This window comes from Salinivibrio sp. ES.052, assembly GCF_900141775.1.
GTDB lineage: Bacteria > Pseudomonadota > Gammaproteobacteria > Enterobacterales > Vibrionaceae > Salinivibrio.
This window is the reverse complement of record NZ_FSRI01000004.1, coordinates 21,856-45,052: the sequence shown is the minus strand read 5'-3', so window position 1 is coordinate 45,052 and position 23,197 is coordinate 21,856. Positions and strand designations below refer to the sequence as shown.

The following is a 23,197-nucleotide window of genomic DNA, read 5'->3' as shown; positions in this document are numbered from 1 at the left end:
GCTTAAATATCCTTTAAATAAGTCGGTGTCTCAATCGGCCAAAGTGGTTGGTCTTGGTCAAAGGCCTGCCAGAGCTGGGAGAAGGTACGGCCGTCGCCAGGAATGGCTTGGTCAGGACAGAGTTCGGCGAGAGGCCAGAGAGTAAAAGCAAACTTATAGATATCGTTGCGTGGCAACATCGGGCCTTTAGGTTGGCAATGGGTACCAAAGGTGAGCAGATCGATATCTATTGTACGGTCTTGGCATTTTGCATCGTTACGCTGCCGACCATGACGAGATTCAATATCACGAATGGTTTGCCAAAAGTCGTGTAAAGCAAGTGGCGTATGGATCTCGGCAATCAGGTTATAGAAATTAGCACCTTCGAATCCGACAGGCTCGGCCTCAAAGATGCGTGAAAAACGGCAACCAGGGTCGAGTTGGCGTAGGGCTTGAACGGCCGCTTTGATATGATCATCTCGCTCAATGTTTGAGCCGATGCTAAGTAATGCTTGTGTCACCGTGTGCCTCGCTCTATGACAACGCCTACAGACTGTGCCGGTGCGACGGCACCTGGTTTCGCGACACGCACCTTTATCCAAGGAACATTAAACTGTGACTGGATAAGGCTCGCCACCTCTTCAGCGACACGCTCGATCAAGGCACAACGACTGGCCTGAACGTGGGCGATAACAGCCTCACTGACGCTAGCGTAATCAAGGGCAAGTGCAACGTTATCTTGTAGCGCTGCGGGGCGGTTATCGTGTGCCATTTCAATATCAAACACCAACTTTTGCTGGATGGTTTGTTCCCAATCGTAGACACCGATAGTGGTGTACACGTCGAGTTTTTCTATGAATACGGAATCCATGTTTTTTTCACACTCCGTGACAGGTCGGATACCACTGTGGTAAGAAAGTTCGTATCATTGGATGAGTCCATTGACCGATGGATACGCGATACGTTCCGATCCATGATAGGTTTATTGATGAACGTGGACGCACTATAGCAACGAATGCGGCACAAACTCTAGGGATTTCACATGACTGCACTGGCCATTGCCATCATCATCGCTGCCTACCTACTCGGCTCTATTTCCAGTGCAGTGTTGGTCTGTCGAGCCTTTGGCCTCCCCGATCCAAGAGACCAAGGGTCTAAAAACCCAGGCGCGACCAATGTTTATCGTCTTGGTGGACGTTTTGCGGCAGCCTGGGTGCTACTGTTTGACATGCTGAAGGGCACTATTCCCGTTTGGTTGAGCTATTTAATTGGCGTTAATCCCTTCTTACTGGGATTGATTGCGATTGCAGCTTGCCTAGGTCATATCTACCCCGTATTTTTCCATTTTCGTGGTGGTAAAGGCGTGGCGACAGCATTAGGTGCGATGGCGCCAATCGGATTAAGCCTGACAGGGCTATTGGTTGCCACCTGGGGGCTGGTGTTGGTGTTGACCGGCTATTCGTCACTCAGCGCCATCGTGACAGCCATCGTCGCGCCCCTATTTACCTGGTGGATCAAACCACAATTTACCATGCCCGTGGCGATGCTTTCTTGCCTGATCCTATTCCGACATTACGACAATATTCGTCGCTTGCTGGATGGCGAAGAAAAACCGGTCTTATTCGGAAGGTGGCGACGTTAGCGAAAAAGGGTGACAAGCCATTGTAAGGCATCGTACCGGGCGCTGATTAAAAAAGGCAGCCGATGGCTGCCTTTTCTCTATTCATTTCATTGTATTGGTTCACTACCCATCGTATTCGACGGCATCAAGGGTATCGAGTGGCCATCGAGGCTGGGCTTTAACGCCTAATCCTAGATGCTCGCCGTTTTTAAGCCGTTGCATCCCCGCATAGGCAATCATCGCACCATTATCGGTGCAAAATTCAGGACGAGGATAGAATACGTCGCCGCCACGCTTTTTGGTCAGGTGTTCCAGCTTCTCGCGTAGATAATGGTTTGCACTGACACCGCCAGCGACGACGAGGCGGTTCAGCCCACACTGATCTAACGCGCGCTTACATTTTATCGCTAGGGTATCAACCACCGCATCTTGAAACGCATAGGCGATGTCCGCTCGTGTTTGATCATCGTTGTCGTTGGCTGCGATGGTATTAGCCGCAAAGGTTTTCAAACCTGAAAAACTAAAATCTAACCCTGGGCGATCGGTCATTGGACGCGGGAAAGTAAAGCGGCCGTGGGTGCCTTTCTCTGCCAATTTAGACAGCAAGGGACCGCCAGGGTAATCGAGGCCCATCAGCTTGGCGGTTTTATCGAAGGCTTCACCGGCTGCATCGTCAATCGATTCGCCAAGAATGCGATACTGACCAATACCTTTCACTTCGACTAATAACGTGTGCCCGCCAGAAACCAATAAAGCAACAAAAGGAAACGGCGGCGGGTTATCTTCCAGCATGGGAGCCAGTAAGTGGCCTTCCATATGGTGGACCCCAACGGCAGGTACTTGCCATGCATAAGCCAGGCTACGACCAATGGTAGAGCCCACTAATAATGCCCCGACCAACCCCGGGCCGGCAGTATAGGCAATGCCATCTATCTCTGCAGGGGTGAGGTTTGCTTGCGCCATCGCTTCTTTAATTAGCGGTAAGGTTTTTTTGACGTGATCGCGAGAGGCTAGTTCAGGCACAACGCCACCATAGTCAGCATGGAGTGTCACCTGGCTGTAAAGTTTGTGTGACAAAAGGCCCGCGTGGTCGTCGTAAATCGCGACGCCAGTTTCGTCACAAGATGTCTCTATGCCTAAAATGCGCATCTTAACCTCAGAATAACAGCCGATAGATTGGGGACTTAAGGTCATTGGGCACGTTATCGTGTATGACCGAAGCGAAGCAGACGGTGTCAGCGCAGACTGACCGTGTGCGCAATCTTACATGGCTTAGAAGTAATTCGCTAGATGCGCTTTACATTCACCCCTTATTCGGATTAGAATTTCGCACCATTTTTAATCAAGGCTGGCCAATTGTTCGCCAGCAGTAACTGACAACCCCCGAGGTGAAAGGCACATGCCAGTAGTTAAAGTACGTGAAAACGAACCATTTGACGTAGCACTGCGTCGCTTTAAGCGCTCTTGTGAAAAAGCAGGTATTCTTTCTGAAGTTCGCCGTCGCGAGCACTTTGAAAAGCCAACTACCGTTCGCAAACGCGCTAAAGCTGCAGCTCAAAAGCGTCACCTGAAGAAGTTGGCACGCGAAAACCAACGCCGCGTACGTCTTTACTAATTAAGACAGATTCAGGAAGGTGTTATGGAATTGCTTGAACGTCTAAAAGACGCACAAAAAACGGCGATGAAACAAAAAGACAAGGTGCGCCTCGGTACGCTCCGTCTTGTAATGGCAGCCATTAAACAGCAAGAAGTGGATACCCGTCAGTCGCTTAGCGATGATGAGATCCTGGCTGTGCTGACCAAAAATGTTAAGCAACGTCGTGATTCCGTAACCCAGTACCAAGCAGCGGGTCGAGATGATCTTGCCGACATAGAACTTGCTGAGATTGCGGTGATAGAAGAATTTCTACCTCAGCCTCTTAGCGATGATGATGTTGATGCATTGGTGAAAGCTGCCGTTGAAAAAACGGCGGCATCATCAATGCAAGACATGGGCAAAGTGATGGGGATTTTAAAACCCCAAGTTCAAGGCCGTGCTGATATGGGGAAAGTAAGCCAGCGTGTCAAAGCGCATTTAGGCTAATCTTTCCCTGCTTTATAACAAGCCGTGCTTTCCATTTTGGACGGCGCGGCTTGTTTGCTTCTCTCCATCTAAATTTCAGGTTATGGCAGGCAGAATCCCGCGCGCATTCATTGATGACTTGCTTTCACGTCTCGACATCGTCGAGATCATTGATGCACGGGTCAAGCTTAAGAAAAAAGGCAAAAACTATAGTGCCTGTTGCCCTTTCCATAACGAGAAAACTCCCTCATTTAGCGTGAGTCAAGACAAGCAGTTTTACCACTGCTTCGGGTGTGGCGTACACGGCAATGCGATCGATTTTGTGATGGAATTCGAGCGGCTCGAGTTTCCTGATGCGATCGAAGAGCTGGCAAACGGTTTGGGCCTTGACGTGCCCCGCGAGCAATCGTCGGGTGGATACACGCGTCCCAGCATGCCCAGTGATGATAAACGCCAGATCTACGAGATGATGGAAGCGATCGCCCGCACTTACAGCGGTGAGCTGCGCACTGACAGTGGACAGATAGCGATCGATTATCTCAAACAGCGCGGTCTGTCCGGAGAAGTGGTAAAACAATTTGGCGTTGGGTTCGTCCCAGATAAATGGGATACCATCAAACGTCGCTTTGGGCGTAACCAAACCGATCAGCAACAACTGCTAACCGCAGGGATGTTGATTGAAAACGAAAACGGGCATACTTATGACCGTTTTCGTGGTCGAATTATGTTCCCGATCCGCGACCGGCGTGGCCGTGTGATTGGTTTCGGTGGACGCGTATTGGGTGAGGGAACACCGAAATACCTCAACTCGCCAGAGACGCCGATCTTTCATAAAGGTCGTGAACTGTACGGCTTGTATGAAGTGATGCAATGCTACCGCCATCCCGAGCGTATTCTGGTGGTAGAAGGCTATATGGACGTGGTGGCGTTAGCGCAGTTTGGTGTGGATTATGCGGTCGCCTCGCTGGGGACCTCCACCACGGGTGAACATATTCAGACCCTGTTTCGGCAAACCGGGACTATACTGTGTTGCTACGATGGCGATCGAGCCGGTCGTGATGCAGCGTGGCGTGCGATGGAGCAAGCCTTGCCGTATATTCACGATGGCAGACAGCTGAAGTTTATGTTTTTGCCTGAGGGTGATGATCCCGACTCCATGATCCGCCAAGAAGGGAAAGATGGTTTTGAGCAACGCTTAGGTGAGGCGCAAAGCTTATCGACCTTCATGTTTAATACGCTCCTTAAGCAAGTGGATACCAGTAGCCGAGAGGGTAAAGCCAAGCTCGCCAATTTAGCGGTGCCGCTGATAGAGAAAGTGCCCGGTGATACGTTGCGCCTGTATTTACGTAATACCTTAGGACAAAAACTCGGTATCATGGACGATCATCAGCTTGATACGCTGATCAGCCGTCAAGGCCAGCCCGTCAAGGTGCATGGCCAGCCTGATATCAAACGCACACCGATGCGTGAGGTGATTGCGCTGTTAGTGCAATACCCGATGCTGGGCCAAGAAGTGCCGTCGTTACCCTCGGCGGACACCATTGATTTACCAGGGTTAGCGTTGTTAAACCCGATCCTTGAGATCTGCCGACAGCGCCCCCATATCACTACCGGTCAGTTGCTTGAGCACTGGCGGGGAACGAAACAGGAAACCTTGCTAGCACGCTTTGCTGGCTGGGATCTACATGTTGACGATGATAATGCGTCAGAACTTTTTTGCGACTCGCTGGATAAAATACTTGCCCAGTGTGTCGAACAACAAATAGCCAAGTTGCAAGCGAAGTCAAATACCGTCGGCTTATCAGTCGAAGAGAAGCGGGAACTAATGCTCCTTATACAGAGCCAGTCCGCTTAGAAAGTAGCCAGCAAAGGTGACATTTGTTAAAATTGGCGGTTTGCGTTTCCGCATACTAAATTCTTCACTCAGACCCGAAGTTGGATATCGTCTATGGATCAAAATCCGCAGTCACAGCTGAAGTTACTTGTCGCAAAGGGCAAAGAGCAAGGCTATCTGACCTATGCCGAAGTTAATGACCACCTACCGGAAGACATTGTCGATTCCGACCAAATAGAAGACATCATTCAGATGATCAATGACATGGGCATTCAAGTGGTGGAAGCCGCGCCAGATGCCGATGAATTGATGATGTCAGAAACCGTGGCCGACGAAGATGCAGCAGAAGCTGCGGCGGCGGCACTTTCTAGTGTGGAGAGTGAAATTGGCCGCACCACGGATCCTGTCCGCATGTACATGCGTGAAATGGGAACAGTTGAGCTGTTGACCCGAGAGGGTGAGATCGATATTGCCAAGCGTATCGAAGATGGCATCAACCAGGTGCAGTGCTCGGTAGCAGAATACCCGGCCTCGATCGCTTCACTGCTCGATCAGTTCGATAAAGTGGAAGCGGAAGAGCTTCGCTTGACCGACATTATTTCTGGTTTTATCGATCCAAACCAAGACAATGTCGCTCCTACCGCAACGCATATCGGCTCCGAGCTCAGTGAAAAAGAGCTTGAAGACGAGGATGAAGACGACAAAGACGATACTGACGAAGACGATGAGAGTGATGAAGATGTTGGTATCGATCCTGAACTCGCACGTGAAAAGTTCAGCGATCTGCGTCGTACCTATGCGGCAATGGAAACAGCGATTCAGCAGTACGGCCGTTATGATGAGCGTACTAAATCGTCGATCGAAGATCTGTCAGAGACATTTAAACAGTTCCGTTTGATCCCTAAGCAGTTTGATCGTCTGGTTAATAGCATGCGTCAGACCATGGACAAGGTGCGTACCCAAGAGCGTTTGGTGATGCGTCTGTGTGTGGATCAGGCGAAAATGCCGAAGAAAACCTTTGTACAGCTGTTTGCCGGCAACGAGTCGTCAGATGCATGGATTGACCAAGCACTGAATTCAGGCAAGCCTTACGCAGAACGTGTGGCACGCTATGAAGAAGACCTACGCCGTTGTGTGCAAAAACTGAAGATCATCGAAGATGAGACTGGCCTGTCGGTTGAGCGAATTAAAGACATTAGCCGTCGGATGTCTATCGGTGAAGCAAAAGCACGTCGTGCGAAAAAAGAAATGGTTGAGGCCAACCTGCGTTTGGTCATTTCGATTGCGAAAAAATACACCAACCGTGGCCTGCAGTTCTTGGATCTGATTCAAGAAGGTAACATTGGCTTGATGAAAGCGGTTGATAAGTTTGAGTACCGCCGTGGTTACAAGTTCTCGACCTATGCAACGTGGTGGATTCGTCAGGCGATTACTCGTTCGATTGCGGATCAGGCACGAACCATTCGTATTCCGGTGCACATGATTGAGACCATCAACAAGCTCAATCGTATTTCACGTCAAATGCTGCAGGAAATGGGGCGTGAGCCTCTACCTGAAGAGCTGGCTGAGCGGATGCTGATGCCGGAAGATAAAATCCGTAAAGTGCTGAAAATTGCCAAAGAGCCGATTTCGATGGAAACCCCAATTGGTGATGATGAAGATTCACACTTGGGCGACTTTATCGAAGACACCACCTTGGAGCTACCGATGGACTCGGCGACGTCGAATAACCTGAAGATGGCCACCAATGATGTGCTCGCCGGCCTGACACCGCGTGAAGCGAAAGTATTGCGCATGCGTTTTGGTATCGAAATGAATACCGACCATACGTTGGAAGAGGTTGGTAAACAGTTTGATGTCACGCGTGAGCGTATTCGTCAGATTGAAGCGAAGGCATTACGTAAGCTTCGTCACCCAAGCCGCTCAGAAACACTACGCAGCTTCTTGGACGAATAAAGCCGATAGCATTTTAGCGTTGTCCCGTCCTAATATAGGTTGACAGTTTTTAGGCCAGCTCCAGTAGCTGGCCTTTTTTATTATGCACCTGATTGGGGGTTGCCATACTTAAACTTAGGTGCGGTCTCATTTCGTTGTATATCGCTATCGATTCTTTTACCAGTATTTTAAGCTCTGTCAGTGTCTTACACCGGTACAGTAAAAACTCATGCTTCAGTATGCCATTGACTCTTTCCGCTAACGCGTTTTGGTAGCAATCATAACCATCCGTCATCGACGGCTGGATTTGACTCTCCTGTAGCGCACTCTGATAAACGGCTGAGCAGTATTGCGAACCTCGGTCTGAGTGATGTACCGCATTGCCGATATAGCGCTTATCTTTGACGGCCATTTTCAGCGCTTTCACTACATTGTCGACTTTCATATCTTCGCTAACGTGATGACCCACTATCTTGCGTGAGTTGGCATCGGTCACCAGTGACAGATAGTGCACACCTTGGTCTGATTCAACATAAGTGATGTCGCTGACCAGTACATGCGCAGCATCATGCAGTCCGTCTTCTTTTAGCAGGTTAGGATGCTTCTTCATCCAGTGCTTACTACACGTAGTTTTTGTGTAGCTTTTCTTGGGTTTAACCAGTAAGCCTTCGCTTCTCAGATAGCTAAAAAACCCGTCTCGCCCTAGCTTAATTTCGTGTTCAGCTAGCTTGGGCTTTACCAACGCGTAGAGCTTACGCGCCCCTAACCTCGGCATATACTTACGCCAGTATTGGACCCAGTCTCTGATGATTGATAGTTCAGCTCTTCGGCTTTCCATTCGAGCAACGGCTTGATAGACACCTTGCCGAGAAATGCCTGTGGCACGACATGCCGCCGCTAACTTTATTTTACTTTTGGCTTTGGCTTGCCAGATGTACCGGATAAGTACTTTTTTCTGAGGCCGGCTCCGTACTCATTGTCCATGATATCGACCATACCATTGAGGATTTGGTTACGCAGTTTCTCTTCGGCTAACTCACGCTCAAGGCGCTTGATAGTTTCGGATGGGGTTTCTTTTGAATGTGGCATAAGGGGATGCTGAAATGGCTTCGACCAATCGAGTCTACCATGTTTTCTGAGCCAGACGAGTACCGTTGAGCGGCCCTGAATGCCAAAACGGGCTTGAGCTTGTTTGTACGTCATTTCGCCTTTTTCAACACGCTCTACAACGCCTAATTTAAAGGCTAAGGTGTAATCACGTTGCGTGCGCTTACGGCTTGAATTACTTGATGTTGTCATAAAGAAGTCCTCTTTATGTCAACGTATTTCAGGACGGGACACGTAACAACAAAAAGGCGAGCCAGTGGCTCGCCTTTTTTGGGTTTATTTTCGTGGTTTTTCTCGTGGACAAAACCCACACGCCTGGCCTATTAACCTTACCCGCGCGTTAAGTAATAAACAGTGTCGCTAAGCCTAAAAAGGCAAGCAAGCCGACCACATCGGTGATGGTGGTGAGCGCCATGCCGCCCGCCAGCGCTGGGTCGATATTGTATTTTTTCAGCAATGTCGGTATCGCGACCCCTGCAATCCCAGCGATAAATAGATTGACCATCATCGCACCGGAGATGATCAGGCCTAATTCAACACTGCCTTTCCATACCACGACGACCCCGCCAATAATCACGGACCAAAGCAGCCCGTTAATCATACCGACCGTTGCCTCTTTGGCCAGTAGCCAGCGGGTGTTTGAATCCCCGATATGGCCGACCGCAAGGCCGCGGATCACCAAGGCAACAGTCTGATTTCCCGCCACCCCACCCATAGAGGGCACAATGGTCATTAACACGGCGATAGCGGCCATTTTATCCAGGGTGCCTTCAAACATATTGGACACTGAGGCGGCGGTTAATGCGGCTAAGACATTAATCCCGAGCCAAATACTGCGTCGACGCGCACTTTTAAAAGCCGGTGCGAAGGTATCTTCCTCGTCATCCAAACCGGCCATACTCATCATTGAGTGTTCGGCATCTTCACGAATAATATCGACCACATCATCAATGGTGATCCGGCCGACGAGGTGATTTTGCTCGTCAACCACAGGGGCAGAGACCCAGTTACGGCGCTCAAATAAACTGGCAACGTCGCCATCATTCATGGTGACGTTGATCGCCTCATCTGGCGTATCTACTATGTCAGAAATAGCAGTGTCAGGCTGATTGACCAGCAAGGCACTGATCGGTAAATTACCGATTAAACGGCCGTTTGGGTCGATCACATACAAGGTATCGGTCGTATCGGGGAGCTCTCCACGCATCCGTAAATAGCGTAATACCACGTCCACGGTCACGTCATCACGAATAGTGACCACGTCGGTGTTCATGATCCCCCCGGCGGAGTCTTCAGGATAGGACAGGGCCTGTTGCACCCGTGTTCTGTCCTGCGCATCCATTTCTGCTAAGACCTCTTGTGAGACCTCTTGTGGCAAACTCCGCAGTAAGTAGGCAACGTCATCCGTTTCCATCCCTTCGGTGGCGGCGGCTAGCTGCTCGGGTGCCATGCGCACCATGATGCCGTCTTTCACATCCTCGGAGAGCTCATCAAGGATCTCACCTTGATCTTCGGGATCCGTTAATTGCCAAAGGACCAGACGCCCTTTTGGTGGTGATGCTTCAAGTAGATGAGCCGTATCTTCCGGCTCCATATCCTCAAGCATACGACGTACGCGCACGAACATCCCTTGCTCAAGGAGTTGAGTGACTTCTTGGAGCCGTTGGTGGGTTTGGTTGCTTTGCTCTTGTTCTGTTGATTCTGCCATCGGCCACTCCCCCAAATGCAATGACTAAAATTCTAACCCAATCAGGGGAGTCTGTCTCATGACAAATCGGTTGTTAGTGGTGATTGCCGCTCATTAATGCGCTGGTCGGTGCAGTGGATCAGTTGTCTTCGTCGAAACCGGCGTCGAACAATGTTTTTACGGCCTCAAGGGCAGGTTCTGCTTGGGGGCCGCTCGCAGAAACCGTCATCGTTTCACCTTGGGCTGATTCCAACATCAACATGGCCATCACACTGTCAGCATTGGCGGACTTACCATCGGTGTGAAGAGCGACCTCGGCATCATACTCTTGAACCAGCTCGACGAGTTTAATGGCGGCGCGGGCATGCAGGCCCAGGCGATTACGGACGCGCACTTGTGCCGATAAGGCGGCCATCCTTATGGCTCCAGAGTACGATGACGGATTTGTACTTGTTCGCCTAATTCATGGAAATAATCCGACAAGTATTGCGCCACATATACAGAGCGGTGTTTACCGCCCGTACAGCCGATAGCCACGGTCACATAGCTGCGGTTATTGTTTTTGAGGGCAGGAAGCCAGGATTCTAAAAACCCTTTGATTTGTGCAATGACCATGGCGACATCTGGCTGCGCGGCAAGAAACATGCGAACCGGCTTTTCTAATCCAGTATGGGGGCGTAAAGCGGGTTCCCAATGGGGGTTGGGTAAGAATCGAACATCAAACACATAATCGGCATCGGCAGGCAAACCGTGTTTGAAGCCGAATGATTCAAACACCATTACAAGGTCACTACTGGTACGCCCCAATACCAGAGAACGAACGGATTCACTGAGATCATGAATAGAAAGACCAGACGTGGTGATCACTCGATCGGCATGCTCTTTAATCGGTGCCATCTGCTTTTTTTCTGCCTGGATAGCTTGTTCAAGTGAAAGGTTATGGCGCGATAACGGGTGTAAACGTCGCGTCTCACTGAATCGCTTAATCAGATCTTTGTCGTCCGCATCCAAATAATAAACGGTGACATCGCAGATCTGGCGTAAAGCGGTCAAGGTGTCTGCAATGGGTTCATTCGCATTGGGAAGATTTCGAATATCTAAACTGACCGCGATTTTGGCATCGGCATCATCTTGTGAGACGACAAAATCGCGTAGTAAGTTGACGGGCAGGTTGTCGACGCAATAGTAGCCGAGATCTTCGAGCACCCTTAACGCGACTGATTTGCCTGAACCGGAACGGCCACTGACAATTTTTAGCATCATAATTCGCTCCCGTCAGCGTTGTTTATTATTGGGTGATAATATTGTACAGCTCTTGATCCGAATCGGCATTACGAAGCTGACGACACAGTTTTTTATCATTCAGTTTTTCAGCAATGACTGAGAGAGTTTGTAGATGCACCTTACATTGCTCATCGGGGACTAAGAGAGCAAATAGCAGGTCTACCGGGCGTTTATCTACCGCATCAAACTCGATAGGCTCCGCACACTGCAGCAGCACACCGACAGCCTGTTGGCTATTGAGTGTTCGTCCATGCGGAATTGCAATACCGGCACCGATCCCTGTGGTACCCAGCTTTTCACGGCTGAGCATGCATTCAAACAATTTTTGTGCGTTAGTGTCCAGCTTGTTCGCAGCAACCTGGCTGATAATTTCCAAGGCGCGTTTTTTGCTGGAGCAGTGGACGGCACTGCGGGTGCAGTCCACTGAGAGTACATCTTTTAATTCCATAGCTTAATGCTGTTTGAGCTTTTCTTTGTGTTTACTCAGTTGTTTGACCAGTTTGTCGGTCAACCCGTCAATCGCAGCATACATGTCCTGCGATTGTGCTTTTGCATGGATCTCCCCGTTGTTCACGTGGAGTGTTGCTTCTGCAATCTGATCGAGCTTTTGGACATTCAATACAACATGGACATTGTTAATGTGCTCGAAAAAGCGCTCGAGTTTAGCAAATTTACTTTCCACATACTCGCGTAGTGGTGGCGTGACGTCGACAGACTGTCCGGTCAGGTTGATTTGCATACACACTTTCCTTCTGTTGAGGCGCCTATAACAGACGCTTGCGCTGGTTTGACGGCGCGATCCCCAGTGATTCTCGGTACTTGGCGATAGTCCGTCTTGCAACTTTAATGCCTTGCTCGGCCAGTAATGCGGCAATTTTGCTGTCACTGAGCGGCTTGTTGGCTGGCTCATCAGCGACTAATTTCTTGATTAAAGCACGAATCGCTGTAGATGAGCACTCGCCTCCGTTGTCGGTACTGACGTGGCTGGAAAAGAAATACTTCAGCTCAAAAATACCACGTGGCGTATGCATATACTTCTGCGTCGTGACACGGGAAATGGTCGACTCATGCATATCCACATCCAGTGCGATATCGTTAAGCACCATGGGCTTCATGGCCTCTTCACCGTATTCAAAGAAGTCGTGTTGATGCTCAACAATACAACTGGCTACCTTGAGTAAGGTATCGTTGCGGCTCTCTAAGCTTTTTATCAGCCACTTGGCCTCTTGTAGGTTGGCGCGAATAAATTGGCTGTCAGATGCACTACAGCCATTACGCCCATAAGCGGCATATTGTTCGTTGACCTTGAGCTTGGGCACGCTGTCAGGGTTGATTTGAACCACCCACTGACCATGGTGCTTAAACACTGAGACATCGGGGACCACATATTCCGCTTCGTTGGTGACAATTAAGTTACCCGGGCGAGGTTCTAAGCTGTGGATTAACTGCATCACCGCTTTGAGATCGGGTTCTTTTAGCCGGGTATCTCGCATCAGCTGACGATAGTCACGATTCGCGAGCAAATCCATATGTTCGGTCAGCACTTTGCGCGCCTCTGCGAGCCAAGGTGTGTCGTTGTCATAGGTGGCAAGTTGCAGCATCAGACATTCTTGTAATGAACGCGATGCGACGCCTAGCGGGTCAAAGTGCTGCACACGCTTAAGCACAGCTTCAACCTCGTCGAGCTCAATGTCATCGTTGCCGAGGCTTTCTAGGATTTCGTCGGTACTGATCGAAAGATAGCCTTGGTCATTCACCGCGTCGATGATGGCCATTGCGATGACCTGATCGTTTTCTGAGAAGGGGGTGAGTTCCAGCTGCCACTTTAAATAGTCATAGAGGGTCTGTGTTGTTTCCCCTTGATAAACCGGCTGGTCGTCATAACCACTTGCACCGACCCCGGTGCTGCCTGTGCCAGCGGAATACAGATGATCCCAGGTAGTATCAACCGGGAGATCGTCAGGCAGTTCGTTTTTCTCAAACGCATCGGACGTTTCCATGGTATCAGCACTGGCGGTCGCCGTTTCTGGTGATGATGCGCTTTGATCATGCTGATTGTCACCCTGTTCGGCTTCTTGTTCTTGGCCTTCGTCATGCTCCAACAGGGGGTTGGTTTCCAACGCTTCTTGGATCTCTTGTTGCAAATCCAACGTCGACAGCTGCAGCAAGCGGATCGCCTGTTGCAGCTGTGGTGTCATTGCAAGTTGTTGTCCAAGCTTGAGCTGAAGCGTGGGTTTCATAGAGGCAGTACACCTTTCCTTATTTCAACGACCAAAGAGGTTAAAAACGCTTGCTCTGGCTAACAGGGCAAGCGCTCTTATTTAACTATAGCCTTGATTGGCAGTTTTTAGCGTGAGCAAGTCCACTATATTCAGTGTGAGCACGTTCACGATACTCGCGTAACCGGTTCATGCATGCAGCGAGATGCTGCCGACTATAACGTAAACTGATCGCCGAGGTAGACCCGTTTGACATGCTCATCATTCAACACTTCATCAGGCGTACCATGGGCAATCAAGTGCCCTTGGCTAACAATGTAAGCATGCTCACAGACACTGAGCGTCTCTCGCACATTATGATCGGTGATGAGTACGCCCAACCCACGATCACGTAAATGCTCAATGATTTTTTTGATGTCGATAACCGAAATCGGGTCGACCCCTGCAAAGGGTTCATCAAGTAGAATAAATTTAGGGTTCGCGGCCAGTGCGCGAGCAATTTCCACTCGGCGACGCTCGCCTCCTGACAGGGCCATCCCTAAGCTGTCACGGATGTGTTGGATATTAAACTCGTCCAACAAATCTTCGGCTTTGTCCTGACGCTCTTCTTTACTCAAGGACTTACGGGTTTGTAGCACAGCCATTAGGTTATCGTATACGCTTAGCTTACGAAATATCGACGCCTCTTGGGGTAAGTAGCCAATGCCCAAGCGTGAACGGTTATGCATGGGCTGAATGCTAATATCTTTATCGTCGATATAAATAGCCCCTTCATCACGGGCGACTAACCCCACAATCATATAAAATGAGGTGGTTTTGCCTGCGCCATTAGGCCCTAATAAGCCGACGATTTCACCGGATTTTACTTCCAAGCTCACATCGGCGACCACTTTTCGCCCTTTATAACTTTTTGCCAAATTGGCCGCTGTTAGTGTTGCCATGTGGCCTCTTATTGCCCGTCTGAGTCTGATGAGTCGTTACTGGATGCATTCTTATTTGTTGGCTGCAAAATGGTGGTCACGCGTTTATTGCGATCACTCTCAGCTACAAGCTGTTGCTTGTCGATTTCGTAAGTGATCACGTTCCCTTCCACCTGATTACCGCTTTGCTCGAGCATGGCATTGGTCGACATTCTTAAGAATTCATTACCAACTTCGTAGCGTAATTTATTTGCTTCACCGTGGATCTCTTTACCATCATCCATGGTTTGTTCAAACGTTGCGGGTTTACCGTAGGCTTCGATGGTTTCGTCACCTTCTTGACCATCAGGACGGATCACGACAAGTTTATCCGCCAAGATTCTAATGCTACCTTGGGTGAGTACTACGTTTTGGGTGAAGGTGACCGTGTTGGTCGCCATATCTAGGTGCTGGCTCTCTGATTCAATGTAGATCGGCTGTTCAGTATCACTGCTCAATGCGAGTGAGTAGTGAGAGAGTAATAACATGGCACCTGCCAGTGCTCTAACGAGGGGTCGTTTCATATCGGCCTTTAACATCGTCTAACAATTCCATCTGGTGGTTACCGAAATTTCCTTTTACACGCTTTCCTTTGGTTTGAAAACGCGTGCCGGTGATGGTGGTAGGACTGTTGGACCAAAAATCTCGCGTTGTGAGATCTAAGGTCACAGACTCGGTTGCTACCGAGTCAATTTGAGCATTCGGTAGTAAATTGAAAATACGGACATTGCCCGTCATTGTCAGCAGGTGCTCGTCGGATAAGACAGCGTAGTTGGCGCTAACGCGCCATTCTTCGTCCTTGCCGTTTTTATAGGTCCAGAGCACCGGCTCATTAAAATGTGTTTCATCTATTTTAACGTAGTGTTCAAGATGTGTCGCTTGAACGGTATAGCTGCGTATGCCGTCAGCATTGTACTGCACGGTTTCGATGTCTTCGCCTGTGAACAACGGTTTTTCCGCGTCAGGTGTCACCTGCTGCACTCTCTGCCAGCCATGTTGAGTTAACAGATAATAGCCACTAACGGCACAAAGCACGATGAGCGCAAGCAGGCCAAGCCGCCGGATCATAAACTCAAACCCTTGTGCTGTTCGAGTTCTCCACGCGCTTCTAACAGTAAATCACAGACTTCCCTGACGGCACCAAAGCCGCCGCGAATTTGCGTGGTAAAATCGGCACGACGTTGTAGAAGCGGGTGCCCGTCAGCCACGCAGCAAGAGAGCCCGACCTTTTCCATCACTGGCCAATCAATTAAATCGTCACCTATATAGGCGGTATGGGCCGGGAGGACATCACAACGGGCACACAAATCCTGATAAGCCGCTAACTTATCGCTTTGTCCTTGATAGACATGTTTGACCCCGAGGGCGCGCATTCGGTTCTCAACAATTTTCGACTGGCGGCCGGTGATAACGGCGACGTCAAGGCCTGCATTCATTAGCGATTTAATGCCATACCCGTCGCGAGTGTGAAAGGCTTTCAGTTCTTCGCCTTGGTTCCCCATGTACACGCGGCCATCTGAGAAGACGCCATCAATATCGCAAATTAACAGTTGAATCGCGGCGGCGCGTTGGAATACGTCTGCCGCGACGGGGCCATATAGGGTCTCAATCACTGTAGAGGCCATTAGATAACTCCGGCTTTTAAAAGGTCATGCATGTTTAGGGCGCCGAGCAACTGGCCATTTTTGGCAACCAGCAACCCGTTAATTTTACGCTCTTCCATGAGTTTGAGTCCTTCTGCCGCCAGCAGTTCCGGTTCAATGGTGATCGGGTTTTTCGACATCACGGATCCGATCGTCGTAGTATGCAAATCAATGCGCATGTCCAGCAGGCGGCGTAAATCCCCATCGGTAAAGACCCCGGTTAGCCGTTGACTTGCATCGACGATAGCCGTCATGCCAAGCCCTTTTTCTGACACTTCTAAGAGCGCATCGCGGACGGTCGCTGTCTCGGGTACCACGGGTAAGCGGTCGTCTTGGTGCATCAAATCACTGATGCGTAATAATAGCTTACGCCCCAGAGCGCCGCCGGGGTGGGAGAGGGCAAAGTCGTTCGCCGTAAAGCCTCTCGCTTGCATCAACGCCATCGCCAGGGCGTCTCCCATCACCAAGGTCGCCGTGGTACTCGATGTCGGTGCCAGATCGAGCGGACAGGCTTCCTGCGGCACGTGAATGTTAAGGTTCACTGTCGCCAATTGCCCCATACTGGACTCAGCCTTACCTGTCATACACACCAGAGGGATCCCGAGGCGTTTAATCACCGGGAGCAAGGTCAAAATCTCGCCCGCTTCGCCTGAGTTGGAGATCGCAAGCACAACGTCGCCCTGATTAATCATCCCTAAATCACCATGGCTGGCTTCACCAGGATGAACAAAAAAGGCAGGGGTGCCCGTGCTGGCCAGTGTGGCCGCGATTTTTTTACCGATATGCCCTGATTTCCCCATTCCCATCACGACGACTTTACCCGTCGCGTTGAGAATGAGCTGGCAGGCCGCATTGAAATGATCGTCAATAGCGGCTTTTAACTGTGCGATAGCGTCTTGCTCAATGTTTAGCACATCAAGCCCGGCGCGGCGAAAATCAAAACTGTCATTACTCATAGTCGTGTCCGTTTAGGCTGCCGCGTTGACAAATAGGTAGCCCTGATAGCCGATATAACAAAGTAGGAAAACGGCGCCTTCGATACGATTGATACTGCGTGACTTGCCCAGCGCAAAGACCAACAACATGATAGAAAGCACCAACATAATATAATAATCACGGCTCATCGCATATTCGCTGATCGCCGAAGGGTTAAGTAACCCGGGAATGGCCATTACCGCCAAGATGTTGAAGACGTTTGAGCCGATGATATTCCCGACGGCCAAGTCATCTTCGCCTTTCATCACCCCAGCAATCGACGCGGCCAGCTCCGGCAAGCTGGTACCAATCGCGATGATGGTCAAGCCAATCACCAGATCACTCATGCCAAAGTATTGCGCGATCGTCACTGCCGAATCGACCACCTGATCTGAGGACAGTAACAGTAAGGGTAAGCCGACGAGGATCCACATAGTGGCTTTCAGGTTACTGACATCATTCGGGATATCCGACTGCTGGTCGGCCAGCACAGGATCGGTGCCACCCGAGTCTTTACCAATCTTGATCATCATTAAAATAAAGATGACGAAGAGCGTGATGAGCCCAACCCCTTCGAAAAAGCCAAGGTGACTGTTCCAAAGCAGTGCTCCCGCGAGCACGGTGACTCCTAGCATCAAGGGAAGTTCACGCCGGATAATGGTAGAGCCGATAGACAGTGGCTTGATCAGTGCGGTAAAACCAAGAATCAACGCGATATTGGCGATGTTCGATCCCAGCACGTTGCCCACGGCAGTGTCCGTTTTGTCCGCCAGGGCGGCGTTGGCTGAAACCATCATCTCGGGTGCCGACGAGCCCATAGCCAAAATGGTCATTCCGATCACTAAAGGAGAAACACCGTAGTTTTTCGCGATCGCTGCCGCTCCGAACACCAGTCGGTCTGCACTCCACACCAGCACGACGAGTCCAACTATGAGTATGGCAACCGCTATAACCATGACACCTATCCTTTGCGTTTTTAATTCGGTACAAATGAGGTGCAATTCTGACGGCTAATGGGGTAAATGTGAAGCGAAAAGCCCCGTCTTTGGTGATGAAACCTGGCATTTCACCCATCAACGCGAACACAGTGGCACTTTTTCTGCTAGTGACGCGTTCTAGCATAAATATCATCGGCTTCTACGCGCTAACATGCGAATAGCAAGGAAAGCATGAGCTGCTATTATCAGGGGTAAGTCACGTCCTGTTGGGCCCGTGATGCGGCGTGGCTTGTGTTAGGGTGGGGGACGCCTTATTATCAGCCACTTAATTTCGTTCCTTTCCAACCATGAGATGCGGCCATGGCAGCACAGAGCCTAATAGATATCAATGGGATGACATTCTCACGGGGCAACCAATGCATTTTTGACCATATTGATTTGCAGGTGCCTCGCGGGGAGATCACCGCCATTATGGGGCCGTCAGGGATTGGTAAAACCACATTACTGCGTCTGATTGCCGGTCAGCTTAAGCCGGATGCGGGCGACATTGTGTTTGATGGTCATTCTATTCCCTCGTTAGGCCGTCGTCAGTTATTTGATGTGCGTCAGCGCATGAGCATGTTATTTCAATCGGGTGCGCTGTTCACTGATATGTCGGTGTTCGACAATGTCGCCTTTCCGTTGCGTGAGCACACTGAACTGGATGAATCTCTGATCCACACCATTGTTATGTTGAAACTGGAAGCGGTGGGCCTGCGGGGAGCGGCAGCATTAATGCCGAGTAATTTATCGGGTGGCATGGCGCGTCGAGCCGCACTAGCCCGTTCCATTGCATTAGACCCAGAACTGATCCTATTTGATGAGCCTTTTGTGGGGCAAGATCCCATCACCATGGGGGTGCTTGTCACCTTGATTCGTCAGCTCAACCAAGCCCTAGGCCTAACTTGTGTCGTGGTATCTCATGATGTACCAGAAGTCATGAGTATTGCTGACAAAGTGTATCTATTAGCGGATAGCCGCATTATTGCCAGTGGTTCTCCTCAGTCATTGCGGGATAACCCCGATCCTTGGGTAACGCAATTCTTAGACGGGCAGGCTGATGGTCCCGTGCCTTTTCGTTATCCCGCGGGTGAGTTAAAGCAGGAGATTTTCCGGTGATCAAAACACAGATAGCCGATGTTGGCCGCCGTGCAATGAGTGTGGCCGAATCGATGGGCCGAGCCACTTTTGTGATGACAGGTGCTCTGATTGGCCGCCCTCAGCCGAGCAAAACCTTTCCGCTGCTTATCAAGCAACTCTATTCTGTTGGTGTGCGTTCGCTCGCTATTATCATTGTATCGGGTTTGTTCATCGGCATGGTACTAAGCCTGCAAGGCTACCTGGTATTGTCCGATTTTGGTGCGGAGACCAGCCTGGGACAAATGGTGGCGCTCTCACTACTGCGCGAACTGGGTCCCGTGGTAACAGCACTGCTTTTCGCAGGACGAGCTGGGTCAGCACTGACGGCGGAAATCGGCTTGATGAAAGCCACTGAGCAGCTATCAAGCTTAGAGATGATGGCGGTGGATCCGCTGCGACGGGTGATTGCACCGCGCTTTTGGGCGGGCGTGATTGCGATGCCACTGTTAGCGGTAATTTTTATGCTGGTGGGCATTTGGGGCGGCGAATTGGTCGGCGTCGACTGGAAAGGCATTGACCACGGCAGCTTTTGGTCGGTGATGCAAGCATCGGTCGATCTGGGCTATGACGTGGGCAACGCACTGATCAAAAGTGTGGTGTTTGCGGTGGCTGTGACCTGGATTGCGCTTTTTAACGGCTATGATGCCACTCCGACATCGGAAGGGATCAGCCGCGCGACCACACGTACTGTGGTACATTCATCGTTAGCCGTTCTCGGCTTAGACTTTGTCCTTACTGCACTCATGTTTGGGAATTAATTATGCAACAGAGTCGTAAAACAGAATTTTGGGTAGGCTGCTTTGTGATTGCTGGTATCGCAGCCTTATTAGCACTCGCGTTTCAAGTGGCCGATGTTCAGCGTTGGGGACGGGCAGATACCTATACGCTTACCGCGGAATTCGACAATATTGGTGGCCTAAAAGTGCGTTCACCGGTGAAAGTCGGTGGGGTGACCGTCGGTCAGGTTGCGGATATTTCGCTCAATCCGGACACCTATGTGCCACAAGTAACCTTGCAAATCAGCGAAGAGGCCGGCCAGTTCCCTGAATCAAGTTCTGCGTCAATTTACACGGCAGGCTTATTGGGCGAGCAGTATATCGGCATTACCCCAGGGTTCGTTGATGAAGCCTTGGGGATCGGATATTTGCAAGCAGGCGAAAAAATCCAGGACACCAAGTCTGCCTTAGTCTTGGAAGATCTGATTGGTCAGTTTCTCTACAGTGTGGGTGACAAGGAGTAAACAGGATGAAAAAGACACTGATAGCACTGGGCGCCGCATTAAGCCTGCTAGTAGGGAGCATTGGACAGGTCGTGCAGGCGAGTGAGCCGGTAGACCAATCCAACCCTTATCAGCTTATTGAGCAAGTGGCAGCCAACACATTTTCGCGTTTACGCAAAGATCGCACCCTGTTTCGCGCCGATCCGGATTTATTACGTGATGTCGTAAAAGACGAACTTTTACCCTACATCCATACGCGCTATGCGGCCTCTTTGGTTTTAGGGGCACAGCATTACCGCAAGGCGACGCCTGAGCAGCGTGATGCGTTTACGGAGGCATTTACTGAGTACATGATTGCCTCTTATGCGCAAATATTGATCGAGTACGACAATCAAAAGGTCGACGTTCAGAAGAATAAGCCGATTGACCCTGACGATAAGATTGTCAAAGTACGGGTGGACATTACTGATCCCTCACGCCCGCCTATTCGCCTGGATTTTAGCTTACGTAAAAATACTCGGACAGGAAATTGGCAAGCCTATGACGTGACGGCTGAAGGAGTGAGTATGATCCAGTCCAAGCAGTCAGAATGGAAAACGCCTCTTCGTCGTGATGGGATAGATTCGGTGATAGCGCAGTTAGAAGAGCTCTCTCAACGACCGATACGTCGTGAAGATAAGCAAAAGCAGGATGCGTCATGAGTGTCAACTTGACGGCTAGCGGTGGGCAGCACTATCACTTGTCAGGACGCTTGGATCGTGACACAGTGCCTGCCTTTTGGCGCCAGCGTCACCAGTGGATCCCGGCCGATAAGGCCTTGAACCTAGATTTAAGTGCCTTGTCACGTGTGGATTCTGCGGGCATGGCCATGCTGCTACACCTTGATAAGACACTGCGTGAAAATGGACAACATGTGCGCTATCAAGGGGTACCTGAGCAACTCAATCTGTTGCTAACGCTGAGCAATTTAGACACATTTTTAGACGATGCTGAGCATCAACAAGGGGTTTAGACGTGGAAGCAAGCGAAGTTAAAGCCATTTTAGAGGCCGCTTTGTCAGTGGACGAGCTGCACGTAAAAGGCGACGGCAGCCACTTTGAGGTGATTGCCGTAGCAGAGATGTTTGACGGTATGTCACGCGTAAAAAAGCAACAAACCATTTATGGTCCGTTGACGGAGCATATTGCGCGTAACGATATTCATGCAGTCAGTATTAAAGCGATGACGCCAACTGAATGGGCGCGCGATAAAAAGCTGATGCAGTTGTAAGAGGATCTGATGCAAAAGTTTCGAGTGACGGGCAATGGCCCGCTAAAAGGTGATGTGGCCATTTCTGGCGCGAAAAATGCCGCCCTCCCGATTTTATTTGCTTCACTACTGGCCGAAGAGCCGGTCGAAGTCGCGAATGTGCCAAAACTGCGCGACATTGATACCACCATGGCTTTATTGTCGCGTTTAGGGGCAAAAGTGAGTCGTAATGGCTCCGTGCATGTTGATGCCAGTGATATCACGGAGCTCTGTGCGCCTTATGACTTGGTCAAAACCATGCGCGCCTCTATTTGGGCATTAGGGCCCTTGGTGGCACGTTTTGGTAAAGGTGAAGTCTCCTTGCCAGGAGGCTGCGCAATTGGGGCTCGCCCGGTCGACTTGCACATTAATGGCCTTGAGCAGCTAGGTGCGACGATCACGCTTGATGAAGGCTATGTGCGTGCCGCTGTTGAAGGTCGCCTTCAAGGTGCGCATATAGTCATGGACAAAGTGAGCGTTGGCGCGACGGTCACCATTATGAGCGCAGCGACCCTAGCGGAAGGGACCACTGTGATTGAAAATGCGGCGCGTGAGCCTGAAATTGTTGATACGGCCAAATTTCTCAATATGCTCGGCGCGAAAGTTTCAGGTGCAGGCACGGATCGGATCGAGATTGAAGGTGTGGAACGCCTAGGTGGTGGTAAACATTCCGTGGTTGCTGATCGGATTGAAACCGGCACTTTCTTAGTCGCTGCGGCGGTATCTGGCGGGCATATTACCTGTCGTCATACATCCCCAGAGTTACTTGAAGCGGTATTGCACAAGTTGGAAGAAGCGGGAGCCAAAATAGTGACTGGCGACGACTTTATCGAGCTAGACATGACGGATCGAGAGCTCAAAGCGGTCAATGTGCGCACCGCACCACATCCTGGCTTCCCCACCGATATGCAAGCACAGTTTAGTTTGCTGAACTTGGTGGCCAAAGGCACTGGGATTATCACAGAAACCATCTTTGAAAACCGCTTTATGCATGTGCCCGAACTTCAACGGATGGGTGCCCATGCGGAGATCGAAGGGAATACCGTGATTTGCGGAGATACCGAAAGTTTAAGCGGGGCACAAGTAATGGCGACAGATCTGCGCGCCTCGGCCAGCCTAGTCATTGCCGGTTGCATAGCCAAGGGCGAAACCTGGGTCGATCGTATTTATCATATCGATAGAGGTTATGAACGCATCGAAGATAAATTGCAGGCGCTAGGGGCAAAAATCGAGCGAATCGACGCAGATAGCTAGCGTTTAGCCGAAGTA

General features: G+C 50.3%; 28 protein-coding genes. 12 read left to right on the top strand and 16 right to left on the bottom strand.

Annotation, left to right across the window (positions count from 1 at the left end; translation table 11 throughout):
* Positions 1–2: 2 nt before the first annotated feature.
* Both folK and folB read right to left on the bottom strand, forming a co-directional pair.
* Entirely contained in the window at positions 3–500 is a 498-nt protein-coding gene (gene folK, locus BUQ98_RS16265) for a 2-amino-4-hydroxy-6-hydroxymethyldihydropteridine diphosphokinase (RefSeq protein ID WP_074214833.1), read from the bottom strand.
* Positions 497–850 (bottom strand): dihydroneopterin aldolase, encoded by a 354-nt coding sequence (gene folB, locus BUQ98_RS16260; protein WP_074214832.1) that lies wholly within the window; start codon positions 848–850, stop codon positions 497–499. The genes folK and folB overlap by 4 nt, the downstream gene beginning before the upstream one ends.
* Positions 851–1,021: 171 nt before the next feature.
* On the opposite strand from folB, the gene plsY reads away from it, so the two are divergent.
* Positions 1,022–1,621, top strand: coding sequence for a glycerol-3-phosphate 1-O-acyltransferase PlsY (plsY, locus tag BUQ98_RS16255; protein WP_074214831.1), 600 nt, complete (start codon positions 1,022–1,024; stop codon positions 1,619–1,621).
* Between the two features lie 102 nt (positions 1,622–1,723).
* Here the strand turns inward: plsY and tsaD are convergent, their stop codons facing one another.
* Positions 1,724–2,749 carry a tRNA (adenosine(37)-N6)-threonylcarbamoyltransferase complex transferase subunit TsaD gene (gene tsaD / locus BUQ98_RS16250; RefSeq protein ID WP_074214855.1) on the bottom strand — a complete coding sequence of 342 codons (1,026 nt, stop codon included), beginning with the start codon at positions 2,747–2,749 and terminating at the stop codon, positions 1,724–1,726.
* Between the two features lie 250 nt (positions 2,750–2,999).
* Here tsaD and rpsU point away from each other — a divergent pair, with 250 nt between their 5' ends.
* The 4 genes from rpsU to rpoD all read left to right on the top strand — a co-directional run bounded on the left by rpsU (position 3,000) and on the right by rpoD (position 7,452).
* Positions 3,000–3,215, top strand: coding sequence for a 30S ribosomal protein S21 (gene rpsU / locus BUQ98_RS16245; RefSeq protein ID WP_069588141.1), 216 nt, complete (start codon positions 3,000–3,002; stop codon positions 3,213–3,215).
* Positions 3,216–3,239: 24 nt separating this feature from the next.
* Complete coding sequence (locus tag BUQ98_RS16240; protein ID WP_074214830.1) at positions 3,240–3,683, top strand: GatB/YqeY domain-containing protein; 444 nt, start codon at positions 3,240–3,242, stop codon at positions 3,681–3,683.
* An 82-nt stretch (positions 3,684–3,765) separates the two neighbouring features.
* Positions 3,766–5,517: a DNA primase gene (gene dnaG / locus BUQ98_RS16235; protein WP_074214829.1), complete on the top strand. Its 1,752-nt coding sequence runs from the start codon at positions 3,766–3,768 to the stop codon at positions 5,515–5,517.
* Positions 5,518–5,610: 93 nt separating this feature from the next.
* The gene (rpoD, locus tag BUQ98_RS16230; protein WP_074214828.1) at positions 5,611–7,452 is read left to right on the top strand and encodes an RNA polymerase sigma factor RpoD; all 1,842 of its coding nucleotides are present in this window, start codon (positions 5,611–5,613) and stop codon (positions 7,450–7,452) included.
* A 49-nt stretch (positions 7,453–7,501) separates the two neighbouring features.
* On the opposite strand, the gene BUQ98_RS16870 is transcribed toward rpoD, so the two are convergent.
* From BUQ98_RS16870 to BUQ98_RS16160, 13 genes are all read right to left on the bottom strand, one after another.
* Positions 7,502–8,730, bottom strand: a protein-coding gene (locus tag BUQ98_RS16870; protein ID WP_139294740.1) for an IS3 family transposase whose coding sequence is annotated in 2 segments (ribosomal slippage) — positions 7,502–8,379 and positions 8,379–8,730 — 1,230 coding nt in all. Because the reading frame shifts where the segments join, the coding sequence is not laid out codon by codon here.
* Between the two features lie 148 nt (positions 8,731–8,878).
* A complete protein-coding gene (gene mgtE / locus BUQ98_RS16215; RefSeq protein ID WP_074214827.1) occupies positions 8,879–10,246 on the bottom strand; it encodes a magnesium transporter in 1,368 nt (455 codons plus the stop codon).
* A 118-nt stretch (positions 10,247–10,364) separates the two neighbouring features.
* Positions 10,365–10,640, bottom strand: a complete 276-nt coding sequence (locus BUQ98_RS16210) for an HPr family phosphocarrier protein (protein WP_074214826.1) — start codon at positions 10,638–10,640, stop codon at positions 10,365–10,367.
* A 2-nt stretch (positions 10,641–10,642) separates the two neighbouring features.
* The gene (gene rapZ, locus BUQ98_RS16205) at positions 10,643–11,488 is read right to left on the bottom strand and encodes an RNase adapter RapZ (protein WP_074214825.1); all 846 of its coding nucleotides are present in this window, start codon (positions 11,486–11,488) and stop codon (positions 10,643–10,645) included.
* 25 nt (positions 11,489–11,513) lie between these two features.
* Positions 11,514–11,957, bottom strand: coding sequence for a PTS IIA-like nitrogen regulatory protein PtsN (gene ptsN / locus BUQ98_RS16200; RefSeq protein WP_074214824.1), 444 nt, complete (start codon positions 11,955–11,957; stop codon positions 11,514–11,516).
* A gap of 3 nt (positions 11,958–11,960) precedes the next feature.
* Entirely contained in the window at positions 11,961–12,248 is a 288-nt protein-coding gene (gene hpf, locus BUQ98_RS16195) for a ribosome hibernation promoting factor (RefSeq protein ID WP_074214823.1), read from the bottom strand.
* A 25-nt stretch (positions 12,249–12,273) separates the two neighbouring features.
* A complete protein-coding gene (locus BUQ98_RS16190; RefSeq protein WP_074214822.1) occupies positions 12,274–13,749 on the bottom strand; it encodes an RNA polymerase factor sigma-54 in 1,476 nt (491 codons plus the stop codon).
* A gap of 194 nt (positions 13,750–13,943) precedes the next feature.
* A complete protein-coding gene (lptB, locus tag BUQ98_RS16185) occupies positions 13,944–14,669 on the bottom strand; it encodes an LPS export ABC transporter ATP-binding protein (RefSeq protein WP_074214821.1) in 726 nt (241 codons plus the stop codon).
* 8 nt (positions 14,670–14,677) lie between these two features.
* Positions 14,678–15,211: a lipopolysaccharide transport periplasmic protein LptA gene (gene lptA / locus BUQ98_RS16180; protein WP_074214854.1), complete on the bottom strand. Its 534-nt coding sequence runs from the start codon at positions 15,209–15,211 to the stop codon at positions 14,678–14,680.
* Complete coding sequence (gene lptC / locus BUQ98_RS16175; RefSeq protein ID WP_074214820.1) at positions 15,192–15,755, bottom strand: LPS export ABC transporter periplasmic protein LptC; 564 nt, start codon at positions 15,753–15,755, stop codon at positions 15,192–15,194. Before lptC ends, lptA begins: the two co-directional genes overlap by 20 nt.
* Positions 15,752–16,312: a 3-deoxy-manno-octulosonate-8-phosphatase KdsC gene (gene kdsC / locus BUQ98_RS16170; RefSeq protein ID WP_074214819.1), complete on the bottom strand. Its 561-nt coding sequence runs from the start codon at positions 16,310–16,312 to the stop codon at positions 15,752–15,754. The genes lptC and kdsC overlap by 4 nt, the downstream gene beginning before the upstream one ends.
* Complete coding sequence (locus BUQ98_RS16165; protein WP_074214818.1) at positions 16,312–17,286, bottom strand: KpsF/GutQ family sugar-phosphate isomerase; 975 nt, start codon at positions 17,284–17,286, stop codon at positions 16,312–16,314. The genes kdsC and BUQ98_RS16165 overlap by 1 nt, the downstream gene beginning before the upstream one ends.
* Before the next feature lie 12 nt (positions 17,287–17,298).
* A complete protein-coding gene (locus tag BUQ98_RS16160) occupies positions 17,299–18,261 on the bottom strand; it encodes a calcium/sodium antiporter (RefSeq protein ID WP_074214817.1) in 963 nt (320 codons plus the stop codon).
* 342 nt (positions 18,262–18,603) lie between these two features.
* On the opposite strand from BUQ98_RS16160, the gene mlaF reads away from it, so the two are divergent.
* From mlaF to murA, 7 genes are read left to right on the top strand one after another with little or no spacing between them, the layout of a single operon-like run.
* Complete coding sequence (gene mlaF / locus BUQ98_RS16155) at positions 18,604–19,401, top strand: phospholipid ABC transporter ATP-binding protein MlaF (RefSeq protein ID WP_074214816.1); 798 nt, start codon at positions 18,604–18,606, stop codon at positions 19,399–19,401.
* Positions 19,401–20,180, top strand: coding sequence for a lipid asymmetry maintenance ABC transporter permease subunit MlaE (gene mlaE / locus BUQ98_RS16150; RefSeq protein ID WP_175566340.1), 780 nt, complete (start codon positions 19,401–19,403; stop codon positions 20,178–20,180). The genes mlaF and mlaE overlap by 1 nt, the downstream gene beginning before the upstream one ends.
* Before the next feature lie 2 nt (positions 20,181–20,182).
* Positions 20,183–20,662 (top strand): outer membrane lipid asymmetry maintenance protein MlaD, encoded by a 480-nt coding sequence (mlaD, locus tag BUQ98_RS16145; protein ID WP_074214814.1) that lies wholly within the window; start codon positions 20,183–20,185, stop codon positions 20,660–20,662.
* A gap of 5 nt (positions 20,663–20,667) precedes the next feature.
* Entirely contained in the window at positions 20,668–21,342 is a 675-nt protein-coding gene (gene mlaC / locus BUQ98_RS16140; protein WP_074214813.1) for a phospholipid-binding protein MlaC, read from the top strand.
* Complete coding sequence (locus tag BUQ98_RS16135; protein WP_074214812.1) at positions 21,339–21,653, top strand: STAS domain-containing protein; 315 nt, start codon at positions 21,339–21,341, stop codon at positions 21,651–21,653. Before mlaC ends, BUQ98_RS16135 begins: the two co-directional genes overlap by 4 nt.
* Before the next feature lie 2 nt (positions 21,654–21,655).
* Positions 21,656–21,910, top strand: a complete 255-nt coding sequence (gene ibaG, locus BUQ98_RS16130) for a BolA family iron metabolism protein IbaG (RefSeq protein WP_074214811.1) — start codon at positions 21,656–21,658, stop codon at positions 21,908–21,910.
* Between the two features lie 9 nt (positions 21,911–21,919).
* Positions 21,920–23,182, top strand: coding sequence for a UDP-N-acetylglucosamine 1-carboxyvinyltransferase (murA, locus tag BUQ98_RS16125; protein WP_074214810.1), 1,263 nt, complete (start codon positions 21,920–21,922; stop codon positions 23,180–23,182).
* Positions 23,183–23,197 lie beyond the last annotated feature (15 nt).